This window comes from Streptomyces sp. NPDC001880 (assembly GCF_053594575.1).
Window position 1 is genome coordinate 113,629 of the sequence record NZ_JBSFET010000011.1, and the last position, 15,876, is coordinate 129,504.

General features: G+C 70.4%; 16 protein-coding genes. 6 read left to right on the forward strand and 10 right to left on the reverse strand.

Translation table 11 applies throughout. The features are described 5' to 3' along the window. Positions 1 to 20: 20 nt before the first annotated feature. Positions 21 to 1,193 carry a glycerophosphodiester phosphodiesterase gene (locus tag ACWCQ6_RS09810; RefSeq protein WP_451087253.1) on the reverse strand — a complete coding sequence of 391 codons (1,173 nt, stop codon included), beginning with the start codon at positions 1,191 to 1,193 and terminating at the stop codon, positions 21 to 23. A gap of 234 nt (positions 1,194 to 1,427) precedes the next feature. Here ACWCQ6_RS09810 and ACWCQ6_RS09815 point away from each other — a divergent pair, with 234 nt between their 5' ends. Next, positions 1,428 to 2,099: a lysophospholipid acyltransferase family protein gene (locus ACWCQ6_RS09815; protein WP_451087255.1), complete on the forward strand. Its 672-nt coding sequence runs from the start codon at positions 1,428 to 1,430 to the stop codon at positions 2,097 to 2,099. 88 nt (positions 2,100 to 2,187) lie between these two features. Here ACWCQ6_RS09815 and ACWCQ6_RS09820 read toward each other — a convergent pair whose 3' ends face one another. Then, entirely contained in the window at positions 2,188 to 3,732 is a 1,545-nt protein-coding gene (locus ACWCQ6_RS09820) for an MFS transporter (protein WP_451087257.1), read from the reverse strand. Beyond that, complete coding sequence (locus ACWCQ6_RS09825; protein WP_451087259.1) at positions 3,729 to 4,280, reverse strand: TetR/AcrR family transcriptional regulator; 552 nt, start codon at positions 4,278 to 4,280, stop codon at positions 3,729 to 3,731. Before ACWCQ6_RS09825 ends, ACWCQ6_RS09820 begins: the two co-directional genes overlap by 4 nt. Positions 4,281 to 4,361: 81 nt before the next feature. Between ACWCQ6_RS09825 and ACWCQ6_RS09830 the strand changes: the two genes are divergently transcribed. After that, entirely contained in the window at positions 4,362 to 4,937 is a 576-nt protein-coding gene (locus tag ACWCQ6_RS09830) for a hypothetical protein (RefSeq protein WP_451087261.1), read from the forward strand. A 190-nt stretch (positions 4,938 to 5,127) separates the two neighbouring features. On the opposite strand, the gene ACWCQ6_RS09835 is transcribed toward ACWCQ6_RS09830, so the two are convergent. Then, positions 5,128 to 6,099 (reverse strand): aldo/keto reductase, encoded by a 972-nt coding sequence (locus ACWCQ6_RS09835; RefSeq protein WP_451087263.1) that lies wholly within the window; start codon positions 6,097 to 6,099, stop codon positions 5,128 to 5,130. A 114-nt stretch (positions 6,100 to 6,213) separates the two neighbouring features. Continuing rightward, complete coding sequence (gene argH / locus ACWCQ6_RS09840; protein WP_451087265.1) at positions 6,214 to 7,647, reverse strand: argininosuccinate lyase; 1,434 nt, start codon at positions 7,645 to 7,647, stop codon at positions 6,214 to 6,216. A 283-nt stretch (positions 7,648 to 7,930) separates the two neighbouring features. Between argH and ACWCQ6_RS09845 the strand changes: the two genes are divergently transcribed. After that, positions 7,931 to 8,545, forward strand: coding sequence for a pyridoxamine 5'-phosphate oxidase family protein (locus ACWCQ6_RS09845; protein WP_451087267.1), 615 nt, complete (start codon positions 7,931 to 7,933; stop codon positions 8,543 to 8,545). 55 nt (positions 8,546 to 8,600) lie between these two features. After that, positions 8,601 to 9,302, forward strand: a complete 702-nt coding sequence (locus ACWCQ6_RS09850) for a L,D-transpeptidase family protein (RefSeq protein WP_451087269.1) — start codon at positions 8,601 to 8,603, stop codon at positions 9,300 to 9,302. A 103-nt stretch (positions 9,303 to 9,405) separates the two neighbouring features. Here ACWCQ6_RS09850 and ACWCQ6_RS09855 read toward each other — a convergent pair whose 3' ends face one another. From ACWCQ6_RS09855 to argC, 5 genes are read right to left on the reverse strand one after another with little or no spacing between them, the layout of a single operon-like run. Continuing rightward, positions 9,406 to 9,942, reverse strand: a complete 537-nt coding sequence (locus ACWCQ6_RS09855) for an arginine repressor (protein ID WP_072484461.1) — start codon at positions 9,940 to 9,942, stop codon at positions 9,406 to 9,408. A 10-nt stretch (positions 9,943 to 9,952) separates the two neighbouring features. Next, on the reverse strand, positions 9,953 to 11,149 hold the full coding sequence (locus tag ACWCQ6_RS09860; protein WP_451087271.1) for an acetylornithine transaminase: 1,197 nt from the start codon (positions 11,147 to 11,149) through the stop codon (positions 9,953 to 9,955). Next, a complete protein-coding gene (gene argB / locus ACWCQ6_RS09865; protein WP_451087273.1) occupies positions 11,146 to 12,048 on the reverse strand; it encodes an acetylglutamate kinase in 903 nt (300 codons plus the stop codon). Before argB ends, ACWCQ6_RS09860 begins: the two co-directional genes overlap by 4 nt. Continuing rightward, the gene (gene argJ, locus ACWCQ6_RS09870) at positions 12,045 to 13,199 is read right to left on the reverse strand and encodes a bifunctional glutamate N-acetyltransferase/amino-acid acetyltransferase ArgJ (RefSeq protein ID WP_451087275.1); all 1,155 of its coding nucleotides are present in this window, start codon (positions 13,197 to 13,199) and stop codon (positions 12,045 to 12,047) included. Before argJ ends, argB begins: the two co-directional genes overlap by 4 nt. Beyond that, entirely contained in the window at positions 13,196 to 14,224 is a 1,029-nt protein-coding gene (gene argC, locus ACWCQ6_RS09875; protein WP_451087277.1) for an N-acetyl-gamma-glutamyl-phosphate reductase, read from the reverse strand. Before argC ends, argJ begins: the two co-directional genes overlap by 4 nt. 473 nt (positions 14,225 to 14,697) lie before the next feature. On the opposite strand from argC, the gene ACWCQ6_RS09880 reads away from it, so the two are divergent. Beyond that, a complete protein-coding gene (locus ACWCQ6_RS09880) occupies positions 14,698 to 15,195 on the forward strand; it encodes a peptidylprolyl isomerase (RefSeq protein WP_451087279.1) in 498 nt (165 codons plus the stop codon). A gap of 110 nt (positions 15,196 to 15,305) precedes the next feature. Beyond that, positions 15,306 to 15,800, forward strand: a complete 495-nt coding sequence (locus tag ACWCQ6_RS09885; protein ID WP_451087281.1) for a hypothetical protein — start codon at positions 15,306 to 15,308, stop codon at positions 15,798 to 15,800. Positions 15,801 to 15,876: the final 76 nt, after the last annotated feature.

Sequence of the window (15,876 nt, forward strand, 5' to 3'; positions counted from 1 at the left end):
GCCGGGTGCTGACGCGGCTGTCACTTGGCGGCGAAGTCCGCCGCGGCGAGCAGGGCCGTGTCGGGGTTGTCGGAGAAGACGCCGTCGATGCCCGTCGCGAAGTACGCCTGGAACGCGCCGAACACGTCACCGTAGGCGTTGGGGTCCGTGCCGCGCCGGAAGTCTGCGGGGAGGAAGGTGTTCTCGTTGCGCATGGTGTAGGGGTGCAGGACCAGACCCTGGGCGTGTGCGTCCTCGACCAGGGTGGTGGGTGTGGTGAGGCGCCCCGAGGCGTCCTTGGGGATGACCAGGTCCAGGGTGGGGCCGATGCCCTGTGCGAAGGAGGCCATCCACTTCAGCCCCTCGGGCTTCACCAGGTCCGCCACGGTGCGCGGGTCACCGGACGTCACGAAGTCCCAGGGGCGCTCACCGGCGCCGGAGAGCAGCACGACGCGCGGGGTCGCGACGAGCCGCGCGAGCCGCTGGATGCTGCTGGGCTCGAAGGACTGGAGGATGAGCGGCGACTGCTGACGGTGCCGGTTGTAGCGGCGCAGCAGTTTGGCGAGCGGCTCTTCGAGGCCGAGGCCGAGACCGCGGAAGTAGGTGGGGTGCTTGGTCTCGACGTACAGCCAGACGGGCTTTTTGCGCCTGCGGCCCTCGCGGTCGGCCCAGCGCAGCACCTCCTCGAAGGTGGGGATCTCCCAACGGCCGTCGTAGAGCGTGTTCTTCTGGCGGGTGCCGGGGATGCGTTCCTTGGCGCGCAGCGTCTTCAGCTCGGCGAGGGTGAAGTCCTCGGTGAACCAGCCGGTGAGAAGGGCGCCGTCGACCTTCTTCGTGGTCCTGCGGCTCGCGAACTCGGGGTGGTCGGAGACATCGGTGGTGGCGGTGATGTCGTTCTCGTGACGGCATACGAGGTGGCCGTCCCTGGTCGGCACCAGGTCCTGCTCGACGATGTGCGCGCCCATGTCGAGGGCCAGCTGGTAGGAGCCGAGGGTGTGCTCGGGCCGGTATCCGCTGGTGCCGCGGTGTCCGATGACGGTGGGCACCGGCAGGTCGAGGCGGAAGCCGTGCCCGCCGTGGCGCCCCGCGCCGTCGACCGCGGTGTCGGCGGCGGCCGGGCCGCCGGCCAGTCCGAGGGCGGCCGTGCCCAGTACGGCGGCTCCCGCTCCCAGCATGGTTCTGCGGCCGGGACCGGTCTGCGCGCGCTCAGTCATGAATGCTCCTCGCGTGTGATGTCTGGCACCTGTCGGGCGAGGCCCGAGCGTAGGCAGCGGTACCGTCGTGAGGGCAGCTCCTGGACGAACATGGCGGAAACTCATGTCAACGCCGCGTATCCGCTCCGTGAACCCGATGTGCGATCAGCGAGTGCCCGCGAGTATCGTCCTCACCTGCATGGACCGTCACGACCCCGCTCCTCGGCCGGCCCGGCCACAACACCGGAGGAACCGTTGTCCCGACACGCACTCATCAAGGCAGTGCTCGGACCGATCTTGCGCCTGATGTTCCGCCCCCAGGTGGAGGGTGTGGAGAACATTCCCGGGGACGGTCCGGTGATTCTCGCGGGCAACCATCTGACGTTCATCGACTCGATGATCATGCCGCTCTGCTGCGACCGGCCGGTGTTCTACATCGGCAAGGACGAGTACGTGACGGGCAAGGGGCTCAAGGGCCGGGCGATGGCCTGGTTCTTCACCGGCTGCGGCATGATCCCGGTGGACCGGGACGGCGGCCGCGGCGGTGTCGCGGCGCTGATGACGGGCCGTCGGGTACTGGAGGAGGGCAAGGCGTTCGCCATCTACCCCGAGGGCACCCGGTCCCCCGACGGCCGTCTGTACCGGGGCCGTACGGGCATCGCCCGGCTCACGCTGATGACGGGCGCACCCGTGGTGCCGTTCGCGATGATCGGCACGGACAAGCTGCAGCCCGGCGGAGCGGGCCTGCCCCGTCCCGGCAAGGTGACGGTCCGCTTCGGTGCGCCGATGGAGTTCTCCCGCTACGAGGGCATGGACCGCGACCGCTATGTGCTGCGGGCGGTGACCGACTCGGTGATGGCCGAGGTGATGCGGTTGTCCGGTCAGGAGTACGTCGACATGTACGCCACGAAGGCCAAGGCCGCGTGAACTGAGGCGCGAGGCGCCGACGGCAGGACATGCGGAAGGGCCCGTACCCGGGGTTTGAGGGTACGGGCCCTTCCGCGTGTCCGGGCGGCTACTGGTGCACGATGCCGTCCTCCAGTTTCTGACCCCGCAACAGGAACCAGGCGGCGACGGCCGTCGCCAGCAGGACCGCCGCACCGATCCCCGCGGCGAGCCGCAGCCCTTCGACGAACGCATCCTGCGCGGCGGCGAGCAGCGCCTGTGCCTGCCCGGCCGGCAGACCGTGGGCCGCCTCGACCGCGCCGCCCAGCGATTCGTGCGCAGCGGCGGCATTGGCCGGCGGGATGCCCTCGGGCGACTGGAAGGTCTGGTAGGCGCCGGTGACGATGGAGCCGAGCAGGGCGATGCCGAGGGCCGCGCCGAGTTCGTACGCCGTCTCCGAGACCGCGCCGGCGGCACCCGCCTGCTCCTTCGGGACGCTGGAGAGGATCACGTCGGAGGTGACGGTGAAGGCGAAGCCCGCGCCCAGTCCGACGATGAGCAGCACCGCGCCGATCAGCGGGTAGGCGGTCTCCTTGTGCATCAGGGTGACCGCGGCGAGCGCCAGACCGATTGCACCGAGGCCGCCGGTCACCACCGAGCGCACCGAGAAGCGCCGGGCTGCCCGGCCCGCGATCAGACCTGCGACGACCGCACCGACGGTCGCGGGGAGTTCGGCGAGGCCGGCCTCCAGCGGGCCGCGCCCCTGCACCAGTTGGAGGAACTGGGAGAGGAAGAAAATCAGCCCGGACAGGCCGAGGATGGTCAGCAGGTCGGCGAGGACCGCGCCCGAGAAGCCCCGGTGGTGGAAGAGCCGCATGTCCAGCAGGGGTGCGGGCAGCGTGAGTTGCCTGCGTACGAACCAGCAGAGTGCGGCCACGCCGCCGAGTCCCGCGACGACGGTCCCCCAGCTCGGGCCGTGCGCCGCCAGCTCCTTGATCGCGTACACGACGCCGATCATGCCGATGAAGGAGAGCGCCACGCTGACCAGGTCCCAGGGGCCCGGGGCCGGGTTGCTGGACTCGGGGATCGTCTTGGCGCCGACGACCACGAGGACCGCCATCACCGGCAGGTTGATCAGGAAGACCGAGCCCCACCAGAAGTGCTCCAGCAGCAGTCCGCCGACCAGGGGGCCGACGGCCGCGCCCGCCGAGGCCATCGCTCCCCAGATGCCGATGGCCAGGCTGCGCTCGCGCGGGTCGTGAAAGAGATTGCGGATCAGGGCGAGCGTGGAGGGCATGAGCGTGGCGCCCGCGACACCGAGCAGCGCCCGCGCCAGGATCATCATCTCGGGGGTGTGCGCGTAGGCATTGAGCACCGAGACCGCGCCGAACGCCGTCGCACCGCACAGCAGCAGCTTCTTGCGGCCGATGCGGTCGCCGAGGCTGCCCATCGAGACCAGGAGACCGGCGATGACGAAGGAGTAGACGTCGCCGATCCACAGGAGCTGGGTGCCGGTCGGTTCGAGGTCCTCGGTGAGGAAGGGGGTCGCGAGGCCGAGGACGGTGGCGTCGATCGCCACGAGCAGCACGGCGAGGACGAGCACGGCCAGGGCGAGCCACCGCCCGGGACGTTGCAGCTCGTTCGGGGTTTCCACCTGCTGTGCGATACGGCTCATTGCTCCACGCTCCGGCGTGCACCGCCGAGCAACAACTCGACGATCATGTACTGGAAGTCCTGGCTCGCGACCCGGCCGTCCTGGACGGCCCAGGCGGCGGACGAGATGAGCCCGTAGAGCGCCTCGGTCAGCCAGGCGGGGGTGAGGTCGATCCGGAATTCGCCGCGCTCCTGGGCGCGCCGGAAGAAGGCGGAGACCCGGGCGTCGAGGCGGCTCCAGCCCTCGTTCACCTCTTCGCCCTCGAAGAGCTGGTTCTCTGTGACGAGGAAGGAGAGCAGTCCGGCGCTCGGCTCGACGGCCGCGACGAGGCGGCGCAGCGCGTCCTGCGCGGGGCCCTCGTCGAGCGCGGCGGCGTCCAGGGCCGCTTCGACCTCCTGGATGCCCAGGTTCTCCAACGCTCTGACCAGGGCGTCCCGTCCGGCGAAGTGCCGGTGCAGGGTGGCGCGCCCGATGCCTGCGGCCCTGGCGACCTCGTCCATGGTGGCGGTCGATTTGCGGGTCAGCAGAGCGGCGGCGCTGCGCAGCACCTGCTCACGGTCGAGACTCATGAGACAAGCGTAGACCATATGAGACAACAATGTCTCATCAAAGGCGTGGCCACCCCCTCGGGGAGGGAGGACCATGGCGCCATGAAGCCGCTGCTGCTGATCGACATCGACGGTCCGCTCAATCCCTACGAGGCGCTCGCGCACCCGCGGCCACCGGATGGTTATGCGAAGCATCTGACGCGGCCGACGGGATGGGACTACGGTCCGCCGCTCCCCGTCCTCCTGAACCCGGAGCACGGCAGGGCGCTGCTGGCGCTGGCCGGCCGGTACGAGCTGGTCTGGGCGACGACCTGGAAGGACGAGGCGAACGTCTGGATCGGGCCGCGGCTCGAGCTGCCCCCGCTGCCGTACATCGACTGGCCTTCGATGCACGGCAGCGCGCCGGACGGCACGTACTGGAAGACGCAGTACGTCGTGGAGTACGCGGCCGGCAGGCCGTTCGCCTGGGTCGACGACGAGATCACCGAGCCGGACCGGCAATGGGTCCTGGGCCGAGGAACCACCGAGGCGCTGCTGCACTGGATCGACCCCGGAGTCGGTCTGCTGCCGTCCGACTTCGCGGCGCTCGCGGCGTGGGCGGACGGCTCCCCGCGGGGCGGGCCCGTCGGTCGTCGACGACTGTCGGACCGAGGCCGGGGAGGCGGGCCGGGGCGTTGATCACGGACATCTCGACGACCTTCCCCCGGGCGACCGTGAACACCATGACCGCGAACCGCCGGCCCTCGCGCGTCGCGATGACGGCCGACGGTTCCCCGTCGACCAGGGCCGGCTGCGACGACCGCGTGAACACCATCGCCTGCCGGGCCACGGCCTCGGCGCCCCGCACCAGGGCCCCGGCGTTCTCCGGTCAGCTCCAGCGCAGACCGGCGCGGTGCCGCCAGTACGCATCGGGCTCCTCCACCAGCGCGTCGAGCCGGGCGCGCCGCTCCTCGTCGAGGTCGATGAGGGGCGCGTGCAGGTTCCCGGCGAGCTGGTCGACGGTCGCCGCGCCGGAGAGCACCACCCCGGCCCAGGGCTGGTGCAGCACGAACGCCAGGGCCACCGCGTCGCTGCCGAGACCGGCGTCGGCGGCGATCTCCCGGACCACGGCGGGGGCTTCCGTGCCGGCGAGCCGCCCGTTGGCCATGGCCTCCTTGACGATCACGGTGAGGCCGGCGGCATGGGCCTCGGCCAGCGCCGCCCCGGCCGAGGTCTCCAGGGCGTTGTAGGTGGCCTGGACCGTACGGAACAGCGGCTCGCCGTCGACGGTGACGGCGAGCGCGGCCCGGATCGCGTCGGCCTGGGCGGGGCCGCTGGTCGAGAGGCCGACGCTGACGCCCTCCGCGGCGAGTGCGGCCAGCCGGGCGTGCAGCTCCTTGTCGGTGAGGGCGGGGCTGTCGGCGGTGACCGAGTGGATCTGGTAGAGGTCGAGACGGTCGCCGAGCAGCGCGTCGGTCTCGGCCCGCTGGCGCAGGAACGTGGCGAGACTGTGGTCCTTGACCTCGTGCGCCTCGGCCTCGATGCTCCACCCGGCGGTGTAGGTGTAGCCCCATTTGCTGCCGATGACGACGTCGTCGGCCTCGGGGCGCGCGGTCAGCCAGTCGGCCAGGAACTCCTCCGAGCGGCCGTAGGAACGGGCCGCGTCGAAGTAGCGGACGCCCTGTGCGTAGGCGGCGTCGAGCAGCTCGTGGGTGCGTTCGCGCATCGCCCCGACGCTGCGGTCGGCGGGCAGATCGCGGTCGCGGTGGAGGTTGATGTAGCCGGGCCTGCCGACCGCCGCCAGGCCGAGCCCGATGTGGGCGGTCGGTGTGGTCGCTGTGGCCAGCCGGGCGAAAGGCATCGTTGGGCTCCTCGTCGATCGGGTGTGCTCCCCCGTCAACGTAACCCAGCTCACGGAATGCGGAAGGCGGGGAGCGTACGGCCGCTCCCCGCCCCGGTGCCTTCCTCGCAGTGATCAGTTCTTCGCGGTGGCCCAGGCCTGCTGGGCGGCGAGGTCGGCCTTCACCTCGGCGAGCTGGACGGCCACGGCCGACGGGGCCGTCCCGCCGCGACCGCTGCGGGAGGCGAGCGCACCGGCCACGTTGAGGACCGTGCGGACCTCGGGGGTGAGGTGCCCGGAGATCTTGGCGAACTGCTCGTCGGTCAGCTGGTCGAGCTCGATGCCGTGCTGCTCGCACTCCTTGACGCACTCACCGGCGACCTCGTGGGCGACGCGGAACGGCACACCCTGCTTGACCAGCCACTCGGCGATGTCGGTGGCGAGCGAGAAGCCGGCCGGGGCCAGCTCCTCCATGCGTTCGCGGTTGACGGTGAGGGTGGCCATCATGCCGGTGAAGGCGGGCAGCAGGACCTCCAGCTGGTCGCAGGAGTCGAAGACCGGCTCCTTGTCCTCCTGGAGGTCACGGTTGTACGCGAGCGGGAGCGCCTTCAGCGTGGCCATCAGGCCGGTCAGGTTGCCGATCAGACGGCCGGACTTGCCGCGGGCCAGCTCGGCGATGTCCGGGTTCTTCTTCTGCGGCATGATCGAGGAGCCGGTGGAGAAGGCGTCGTGCAGGGTGACGAAGGAGAACTCCTTCGTGTTCCAGATGATGACCTCCTCCGCGATCCGGGAGAGGTTCACGCCGATCATCGCCGTGATGAAGGCGAACTCGGCGACGAAGTCGCGGGAGGCCGTTCCGTCGATGGAGTTGCCGACGGACCCGTGCTCGAAGCCGAGGTCGGCGGCGACCGCCTCCGGGTCGAGGCCGAGGGACGACCCGGCCAGCGCGCCGGAGCCGTACGGCGAGACGGCGGTCCGCTCGTCCCACTGGCGCAGCCGCTCGGCGTCCCTGGACAGGGACTGCGCATGGGCCAGGACGTGGTGGGCGAAGAGCACCGGCTGGGCGTGCTGCAGATGCGTACGGCCGGGCATCGCGACGTCCGGGTGCGCTTCGGCGAGGCCGACCAGCGCGCCCTGCAGTTCGGCGATCAGGCCGCCGATGATCCGGGCGTGGTCGCGCAGGTACATCCGGAAGAGGGTGGCGATCTGGTCGTTGCGGGACCGGCCGGCCCGCAGCTTGCCGCCGAGGTCGGGGCCGAGGCGCTCCAGCAGTCCGCGCTCCAGCGCGGTGTGGACGTCCTCGTCGGCGATGGTGCCGGTGAAGGAGCCGTCGGCGACATCGGCTTCGAGCTGGTCCAGACCGGCGATCATGCGGCTCAGCTCGTCCCCGGTGAGCAGGCCCGCCTTGTTCAGCACGCGCGCGTGGGCGCGGGAACCGGCGATGTCGTAGGGCGCGAGCCGCCAGTCGAAGTGGACGGAGGCGGACAGCTTCGCCAGCGCCTCGGCCGGACCGTCGGCGAAACGGGCGCCCCAGAGGCGTACGTCGCTGTTGCCGTTGCCGTTGCTCACTGCGTGCTCCTCGGGAAGAACAGGGTGGTGGGTGTGCGGCCGCCTCCCCGCACGGAGGGCCGGGGAGGCGGAGACGTAACTGCCGGGGGTCGGGCGAGGTCACGCTTCCCGGGCTTTCCGCCCGGCCGCGGGTCTCTCCTCACGGCGCGGCCACCGATAGGCATAACTATGCAGACCTCTGCATGTTCTGTCAAAAGTGCGATCGTCACCCCTCCCCCGAAAAGGCGTCCCGCCAGGTGAAAACACCTCACCACCACCGGAGTTGGCGCCGACAATGGCCACCATGGGAAAAACACATGAACGCATCGACGGACGGATCAGGACCTTCATCGAAGAGCAGCACATCTTCTTCACCGCGACGGCGCCTCTGGACGGCGAGGGCACGGTCAACCTCTCCCCCAAGGGCGTCAGTGGTTCGTTCGCCGTCGTCGACGAACTGACCGTGGCCTACCTGGACTTCGCCGGCAGCAACGCCGAGACCGTCGCCCACCTCCGCGAGAACGGCCGGATCACGCTGATGTGGTGCGCCTTCCAGGGGCCACCGAACATCGTGCGGGTGCACGGCCGCGGCGAGCCGGTCTTCCGTGACGATCCGCGGTTCGGGGCGCTGCTCGCCCACTTCCCGGACGTGGACCCGGGCCTCCACGGGCTGCGCGCCGTCATCGTGGTACGCGCCGAGCTGATCCGGGACAGCTGCGGCTACGGGGTGCCGTTCATGTCGTACGACGAGGACCGGCCGCTGCATGCCCGGCGCTTCGCACGCGAGGACGACGCCTCGCTCAGTGCCTACTTCGAGAAGAAGGAGCACATCGCGACAAGCATCGACGGGCTTCCGGGGCTGCCGCTCCCGCTGCCGGCGATGCCCCGGACGGACCGGGGTGCGGCGGATCGTCTTTGAGCCGTACGGAGCAGAACCGCGGGTGGCGGCCGGGCGGAGGGTCTACCGTCCGGGCATGCGCAGATCTCTGGTGACCTTCTCGGTACTGCTCGCGCTGGCGGGCTCGGTCGCGGCCCGGCCCGCCGCCTCGCCGCCGCTCCCGCAGCGGATGGCCGACACCGGCGGCGGCACTCAGCTGATCACGGCCGAGGCCCCGGCCAAGGGCTCCACCACAGGCACCGTCACCTGGTGGAATCTGCGCCGTGGGGTCTGGGTGAAGGGCGGGTCCACACCCGCCAGGTTCGGTGCGAAGGGCCTGACCGAGGGGGCGTCGCGCAAGCAGGGCACGAGCACCACCCCCACCGGCCTGTACGACCTGCCGTACGCCTTCGGGATCAAGCCCGCACCGGCCGGCACCGTCCATCCCTACCGCCGGGTCAACGACCGGTCGTGGTGGTGCCAGGACAACGCTGCGCGGGCCTACAACCGCTGGGTGGAGCCACGGCCCAAGGACTGCCGGGCGGGCGAGGCGGAGCATCTGATCGCGTATCCGACGCAGTACGCCCGCGCGCTCGTCATCGGGTTCAACTACGAACGGCCGGTCCGGGGTCGCGGAGCCGGAATCTTCCTCCACGTCAACGGGCGTGGCGCGACCGCCGGTTGTGTCTCCGTGCCGGCGGCCGCGATGGACCGGATCCTCGACTGGGTGGACCCGGTCCGCCGTCCGCACATCGCGATCGGGACCCGCTCGGGCCCGACCGCGATCACGCGCTACTGACGGAAGCCGACCGACACCGTTCCGCCCAGCGCTCGTTCACGGAAGCCGACCGACACCGTTCCGCCCAGCGCTCGTTCACGGAAGCCGACCGACACCGTTCCGCTCAGCGCTCGTTCTGCGCCAGTCGCAGCAGATGGTCGGCGAGCGCCTGACCGCCCGCCGGGTCACGGCTGATCAGCATCAGGGTGTCGTCGCCGGCGATGGTGCCGAGGATGTCGTGCAGTTCGGCCTGGTCGATGGCCGAGGCGAGGAACTGGGCCGCGCCCGGAGGGGTGCGCAGCACCACGAGGTTGGCCGATGCCTCCGCGGAGATGAGCAGTTCGGCGGAGAGCCGCCGCATCCGCTCCTCCTTCGCCGACCCGCCCAGCGGTGCCTGCGGGGTGCGGAAGCCGCCCTCGCTGGGCACCGCGTAGATCAGCTCGCCGCCGGTGTTGCGGATCTTCACCGCGCCCAGCTCGTCCAGATCGCGGGAGAGCGTCGCCTGGGTGACGCTCAGCCCGTCGTCGGCGAGGAGCTTGGCCAGCTGGCTCTGCGAGCGCACCGGCTGCCGGTTCAGGATGTCCACGATCCGGCGGTGGCGTGCGGTGCGGGTCTGCGGCACGGACGGCCCGCCGTACTCGGTTTCCTGCGCCTCGGTCATCGTCGTCGCCTCATTCTCCGGATCGTCCGTCCCCTTGTGCCGCGTCGAGAGCGCCGGGCAGTGCCTGGAGCAACGCGTCCACTTCCGCGTCGCCGATGATCAGCGGCGGCATCAGCCGCAGGACATCGGGGGCGGGTGCGTTCACCAGGATTCCGGCGCTCTGAGCCGCCTGTTGCACCTGAGGTGCGAGGGGCTCGGTGAGCACGATACCCAGCAGCAGTCCGGAGCCACGGACATGGGATACCAGCGGATGCCCGAGACCCTCCACGCCGTCCCTGATCCTCTCGCCGAGTCGCTTGACCCGGTCCAGGACGCCGTCGGCGGCCAGGGTGTCCAGGACGGCGAGACCGGCGGCGCAGGCGATCGGGTTGCCGCCGAAGGTCGTGCCGTGCTGGCCCGGCTTCAGCAGCTCGGCCGCCGGGCCGAAGGCCACGGTCGCGCCGATCGGCAGTCCGCCGCCGAGGCCCTTGGCGAGGGTGACGACATCGGGCTCGACGCCCTGGTGGGCCTGGTGCTCGAACCACTGACCGCAGCGGCCGATACCGGTCTGCACCTCGTCGAGGACGAGCAGGGTGCCGGTGGCCCGGGTGATCTCCCGGGCAGCCTCCAGATATCCGGCGGGCGGCACGACCACGCCGTTCTCCCCCTGGACGGGCTCGATGATCACCAGCGCGGTGTCGGTGGTGACGGCGGCCCGCAAGGCCTCCGCGTCGCCGTACGGGACGTGCGTGACGTCACCGGGCAGCGGGAGGAACGGGTCGCGCTTCGCGGGCTGGCCGGTGAGCGCGAGCGCGCCCATGGTCCGGCCGTGGAAGCCGCCGTCGGTGGCGACCATGTGGGTCCGCCCGGTCAGCCGGCCGATCTTGAAGGCGGCCTCGTTGGCCTCGGCGCCCGAGTTGGAGAAGTAGACGCGGCCGCTCCGGCCGAAGAGCTGGAGCAGCCGTTCGGCCAGGGTGACGGGCGGTTCGGCGATGAAGAGGTTGGAGACGTGGCCCAGGGAGGCGATCTGGGTGGAGACGGCCTCGACGACGGCGGGGTGTGCGTGCCCCAGCGCGTTCACCGCGATCCCGCCGACGAAGTCGAGGTACTCGGTACCGTCGGCGTCCCACACCCGGGCGCCCTCGCCGCGGACCAGGGACAGCTTCGGGGTCCCGTAGTTGTCCATCAGCGCGTGGCTCCAGCGCTGTGCGAGCTCCTGGTTGCTCACGACTCCCCCTGCGCGTCGGGCACGACCATCGTGCCGATTCCTTCGTCGGTGAAGATCTCCAGCAGGATCGAGTGCTGGACCCGGCCGTCGATGACGCGGGCGGTCTCGACGCCGTTGCGCACGGCGTGCAGGCAGCCCTGCATCTTCGGCACCATGCCGCTGGACAGCTCGGGCAGCAGCTTCTCCAGCTCGGCGGCGGTGAGACGGCTGATCACGTCGTCACTGTTGGGCCAGTCCTCGTAGAGGCCCTCGACGTCGGTGAGGACCATCAGCGTCTCGGCGTTCAGCGCGGCGGCGAGCGCGGCGGCCGCGGTGTCGGCGTTGACGTTGTAGACGTGGTTGTCGTCGGCGGAGCGGGCGACGGAGGAGACGACCGGGATGCGGCCGTCGTCCAGCAGCGCCTGGATCGCCCCGGTGTCGATGGCGGTGATCTCGCCGACCCGGCCGATGTCGACGATCTCGCCGTCGATGGTCGGCCGGTGCTGGGTGGCGGTGATGGTGCAGGCGTCCTCGCCGGTCATGCCGACGGCGAGCGGGCCGTGCTGGTTGAGCAGGCCGACGAGTTCGCGCTGGACCTGTCCGGCGAGCACCATCCGTACGACGTCCATCGCCTCGGGCGTGGTGACGCGCAGGCCCGCCTTGAACTCGCTGACCAGACCCTGCTTGTCGAGCTGGGCGCTGATCTGCGGACCGCCGCCGTGCACGACGACGGGCTTGAGGCCTGCCTGGCGCAGGAAGACCACGTCCTGGGCGAAGGCCGCCTTCAGTTCTTCGTCGATCATGGCGTTGCCGCCGAACTTGATGACGACGGTCTTGCCGTTGTGCCGGGTCAGCCAGGGCAGTGCCTCGATGAGGATCTGCGCCTTCGGGAGTGCGGTGTGTTTCCGCGCCGCGCTCATGAGCTGTACGCGCTGTTCTCGTGGACGTAGTCCGCGGTCAGGTCGTTGGCCCAGATGACGGCGGACTCGTTGCCGGACGCGAGGTCGGCGGTGATCTTGACCTCCCGGTAGCGCATGTCGACCAGGTCGCGGTCCTCGCCGACGCTGCCGTTCTTGCAGACCCATACGCCGTTGATGGCGACGTTCAGCCGGTCGGGTTCGAAGGCGGCCTTCGTGGTGCCGATCGCGGAGAGGACCCGGCCCCAGTTGGGGTCCTCCCCGTGGACGGCGCACTTGAGGAGATTGTTGCGGGCGATGGAGCGGCCCACCTCGACGGCGTCGTCCTCGGTCGCGGCGCCCACGACCTCGATCCGGATGTCCTTGGAGGCGCCCTCGGCGTCGCCGATGAGCTGGCGGGCGAGGTCGGCGCAGACGGTCCGTACGGCCTCGGCGAACTCCTCCTGCTCGGGAGTGATTCCGCTCGCCCCGGAGGCCAGCAGCAGCACGGTGTCGTTGGTCGACATGCAGCCGTCGGAGTCGACCCGGTCGAAGGTGGTGCGGGTGGCGGCGCGCAGCGCGGAGTCGAGTCCGGCAGCATCCACATCGGCGTCGGTGGTGAGGACGACCAGCATGGTGGCGAGCCCCGGGGCGAGCATGCCCGCACCCTTGGCCATGCCGCCGACGGTCCAGCCCTCGCCGCCCGCGACGGCGGTCTTGTGGACGGTGTCGGTGGTCTTGATCGCGATGGCGGCCTTCTCGCCGCCGTGCTCGCTGAGGGCGGCGGCGGCCTGCTCGATGCCGGGCAGCAGCTTGTCCATCGGGAGCAGGGTGCCGATCAGCCCGGTCGACGCGACCGCGATCTCGCCCGCGTTGTGGCCGGTGAGGACCTCGGCGGCCTTCTCGGCGGTGGCGTGGGTGTCCTGGAAGCCCTTCGGGCCCGTGCAGGCGTTGGCACCGCCGGAGTTGAGCACGACGGCGGTGACCTCGCCGCCCTTCAGTACCTGCTCCGACCAGAGGACGGGGGCGGCCTTGACGCGGTTGGAGGTGAAGACGCCCGCGGCGGCGCGACGCGGACCGTGGTTGACCACCAGGGCCAGGTCCGGGTTACCGCTCTCCTTGATTCCCGCGGCGATGCCCGCCGCGGAGAACCCCTGTGCTGCCGTGACGCTCACGGTGCGACTCCGATCGTGGAAAGACCTGTGTCCTCGGGAAGTCCGAGGGCGATGTTCATGCTCTGCAGGGCACCGCCGGCGGTGCCCTTGGCGAGGTTGTCGATGGCGCTGATCACGATGATCCGGCCCGCCGCCTCGTCATGGGCGACCTGGATCTGTACGGCGTTGGAACCGTAGACGGACGCGGTGGCGGGCCACTGTCCCTCGGGGAGCAGTTCGACGAAGGGCTCGTCGGCGAACGCCTTCTCGTACACGTCGCGGAGGGACTCGGCGCTCACGCCGGGCCTGGCCTTCGCGCTGCAGGTGGCGAGGATGCCGCGGGGCATCGGCGCCAGGGTCGGCGTGAAGGAGACCGTGACCGGCTCCCCGGCCGCCGCGCTGAGGTTCTGGATCATCTCCGGGGTGTGCCGGTGCGCGCCGCCGACGCCGTACGGGGACATGTTGCCCATCACCTCGGAGCCGAGCAGATGCGGCTTGGCCGCCTTGCCCGCGCCGGAGGTGCCGGACGCGGCGACGATCACTGCCTCGGGCTCGGCCAGCTGGGCCGCGTACGCCGGGAAGAGCGCAAGCGAGACAGCGGTCGGGTAGCAGCCGGGCACCGCGATACGCTTCGAACCGGCAAGTGCCGAACGCCCGCCCGGCAGTTCGGGCAGGCCGTAGGGCCAGGTGCCGGCGTGCGGGGAACCGTAGAACTTCTCCCAGTCCGCAGCGTCCCCGAGCCGGAAGTCGGCGCCCATGTCGACGACCAGCACCTCGTCACCGAGCTGCTCGGCCACGGCGGCGGACTGTCCGTGCGGGAGGGCAAGGAAGACGACATCGTGCCCGGCGAGGACCTCGGGGGTGGTCGGCTGGAGCACCCGGTCGGCGAGCGGCCGCAGATGCGGTTGCAGCGCGCCGAGCTTCTGCCCGGCGTTGGAGTTGGCCGTGAGTGCCCCGATCTCGACCTGAGGGTGAACCAGCAGGAGGCGGAGCAGCTCCCCTCCGGCATATCCACTCGCCCCTGCCACTGCTGCGCGTACCACCATCGAAACCTCCTCCTTGATGGCATGACTATACGCATCTATGCACTTTTATGCAAAGCTTCGAAGGGGTGATTCGGCGGTCAGCCCGGACCGAGCACTTCCGCGGCAGCCCGGCCGGCTCACGCGTGAGGGCCTCGACGTGACCATGGACAGGCGTCAGCCAAGACGAGATTCCTCTACTGGCCCGAGGGCGATCCACGCAGATCACTCGAAGAAGAACCTGCAGGTCAGAACGGCCCAGCGGTCCCCGGAGATCGGCGACGGGAGCCCAGTCTCCAGTACAGGGGAGAGTTCGATTTCGGCCGGTTCTCGCCGACGAACGGCATCGGGCTCCGCACGTGCGCGGCTGTGTTCTCCACCCTGGCGTTGCCGGCGGCGCCATCGAGCCCGCCCGCCCTTGTGGCACTCCAGAGCCGGGCGGCCTGTCACCCCTGCCCGCCCGTACGCACCGAACGGGTCGATGTCAGGATGGTTCCATGACGAGCAAGGTTTACTTCGACATCACCATCAACGACGAGCCCGCCGGGCGGATCACGTTCAAGCTGTTCGACGACATCGTGCCCAAGACCGCGGAGAACTTCCGCCAGCTGGCGACCGGTGAGAAGGGCTTCGGCTACAAGGGCTCCTCGTTCCACCGCATCATCCCCGACTTCATGCTGCAGGGCGGCGACTTCACCCGCGGCGACGGCACCGGCGGCCAGAGCATCTACGGCGCCAAGTTCGCGGACGAGAACTTCAAGCTGTCGCACACCAAGCCGGGCCAGCTTTCCATGGCCAACAGCGGCCCCAACTCCAATGGCTCGCAGTTCTTCATCACGACCATCGTGACGTCGTGGCTGGACGGCAAGCACGTGGTCTTCGGCGAGGTGGACGACGAGGACAGCATGAAGCTGGTCAAGAAGATCGAGGCCCTCGGCTCGCAGAGCGGCCGTCCGGCCGCGAAGATCACCATCGCGGACAGCGGCACGCTCTGACCCGCACCCGCACCCGCTGAACGAGCGCGCCGCCCGGCATCCCCGCCGGGCGGCGCGCTCCGTCGTACCGGCGGCCTAACGGCTCCCGCCGCGCTCGCTACGGTGTCCGGATGGGGAACACATTCGACGGCGGGGGCCGCAGCCTGTCCCTGTCCAACGGGGGCACGGACGTCTTCGTCGACGTGCTCATGCTGGCCGTGTCCGATCTCGCCAAGAGCGTCTGGGAGTACCGTTTCGCCACCCTGCTGACCTTGCAGGACCAGGGCGCCGTCGGGCGCGGGGTGGTCGGCTTCGACCTGGAGGAGATCGACTGGGGCGGCTCGGCCGACGAGCAGTCCTCGGCGAAGAACTTCGTCCTGCGGGTGATCGATCTGGCGCTGCGCAGGCACCGGTGGGACGAGCTGAATTACGAGCCGCCCTTCGCCGAGGGGTATCTGCGGCAGTACCGGGAGATGGTCGAGGCGTTCGACCCCGCCTGCGCCGAGCGGCAGAGCGGCAGGTTCCCCTTTCCCGGCCCGGAGGAGGCCGCCATGGCCTCGTGCGTACGCCACCGCGTGCTGTGCGCACCGACGTACTGGGACGCCTGCGTCTTCTGTAACGCGTAGCCCCACTGATTCGGCAGTGCATCGCCTCACCGACCCCACCGTCAACCGACGGTTGACACCTCGGAACTGTCAACCT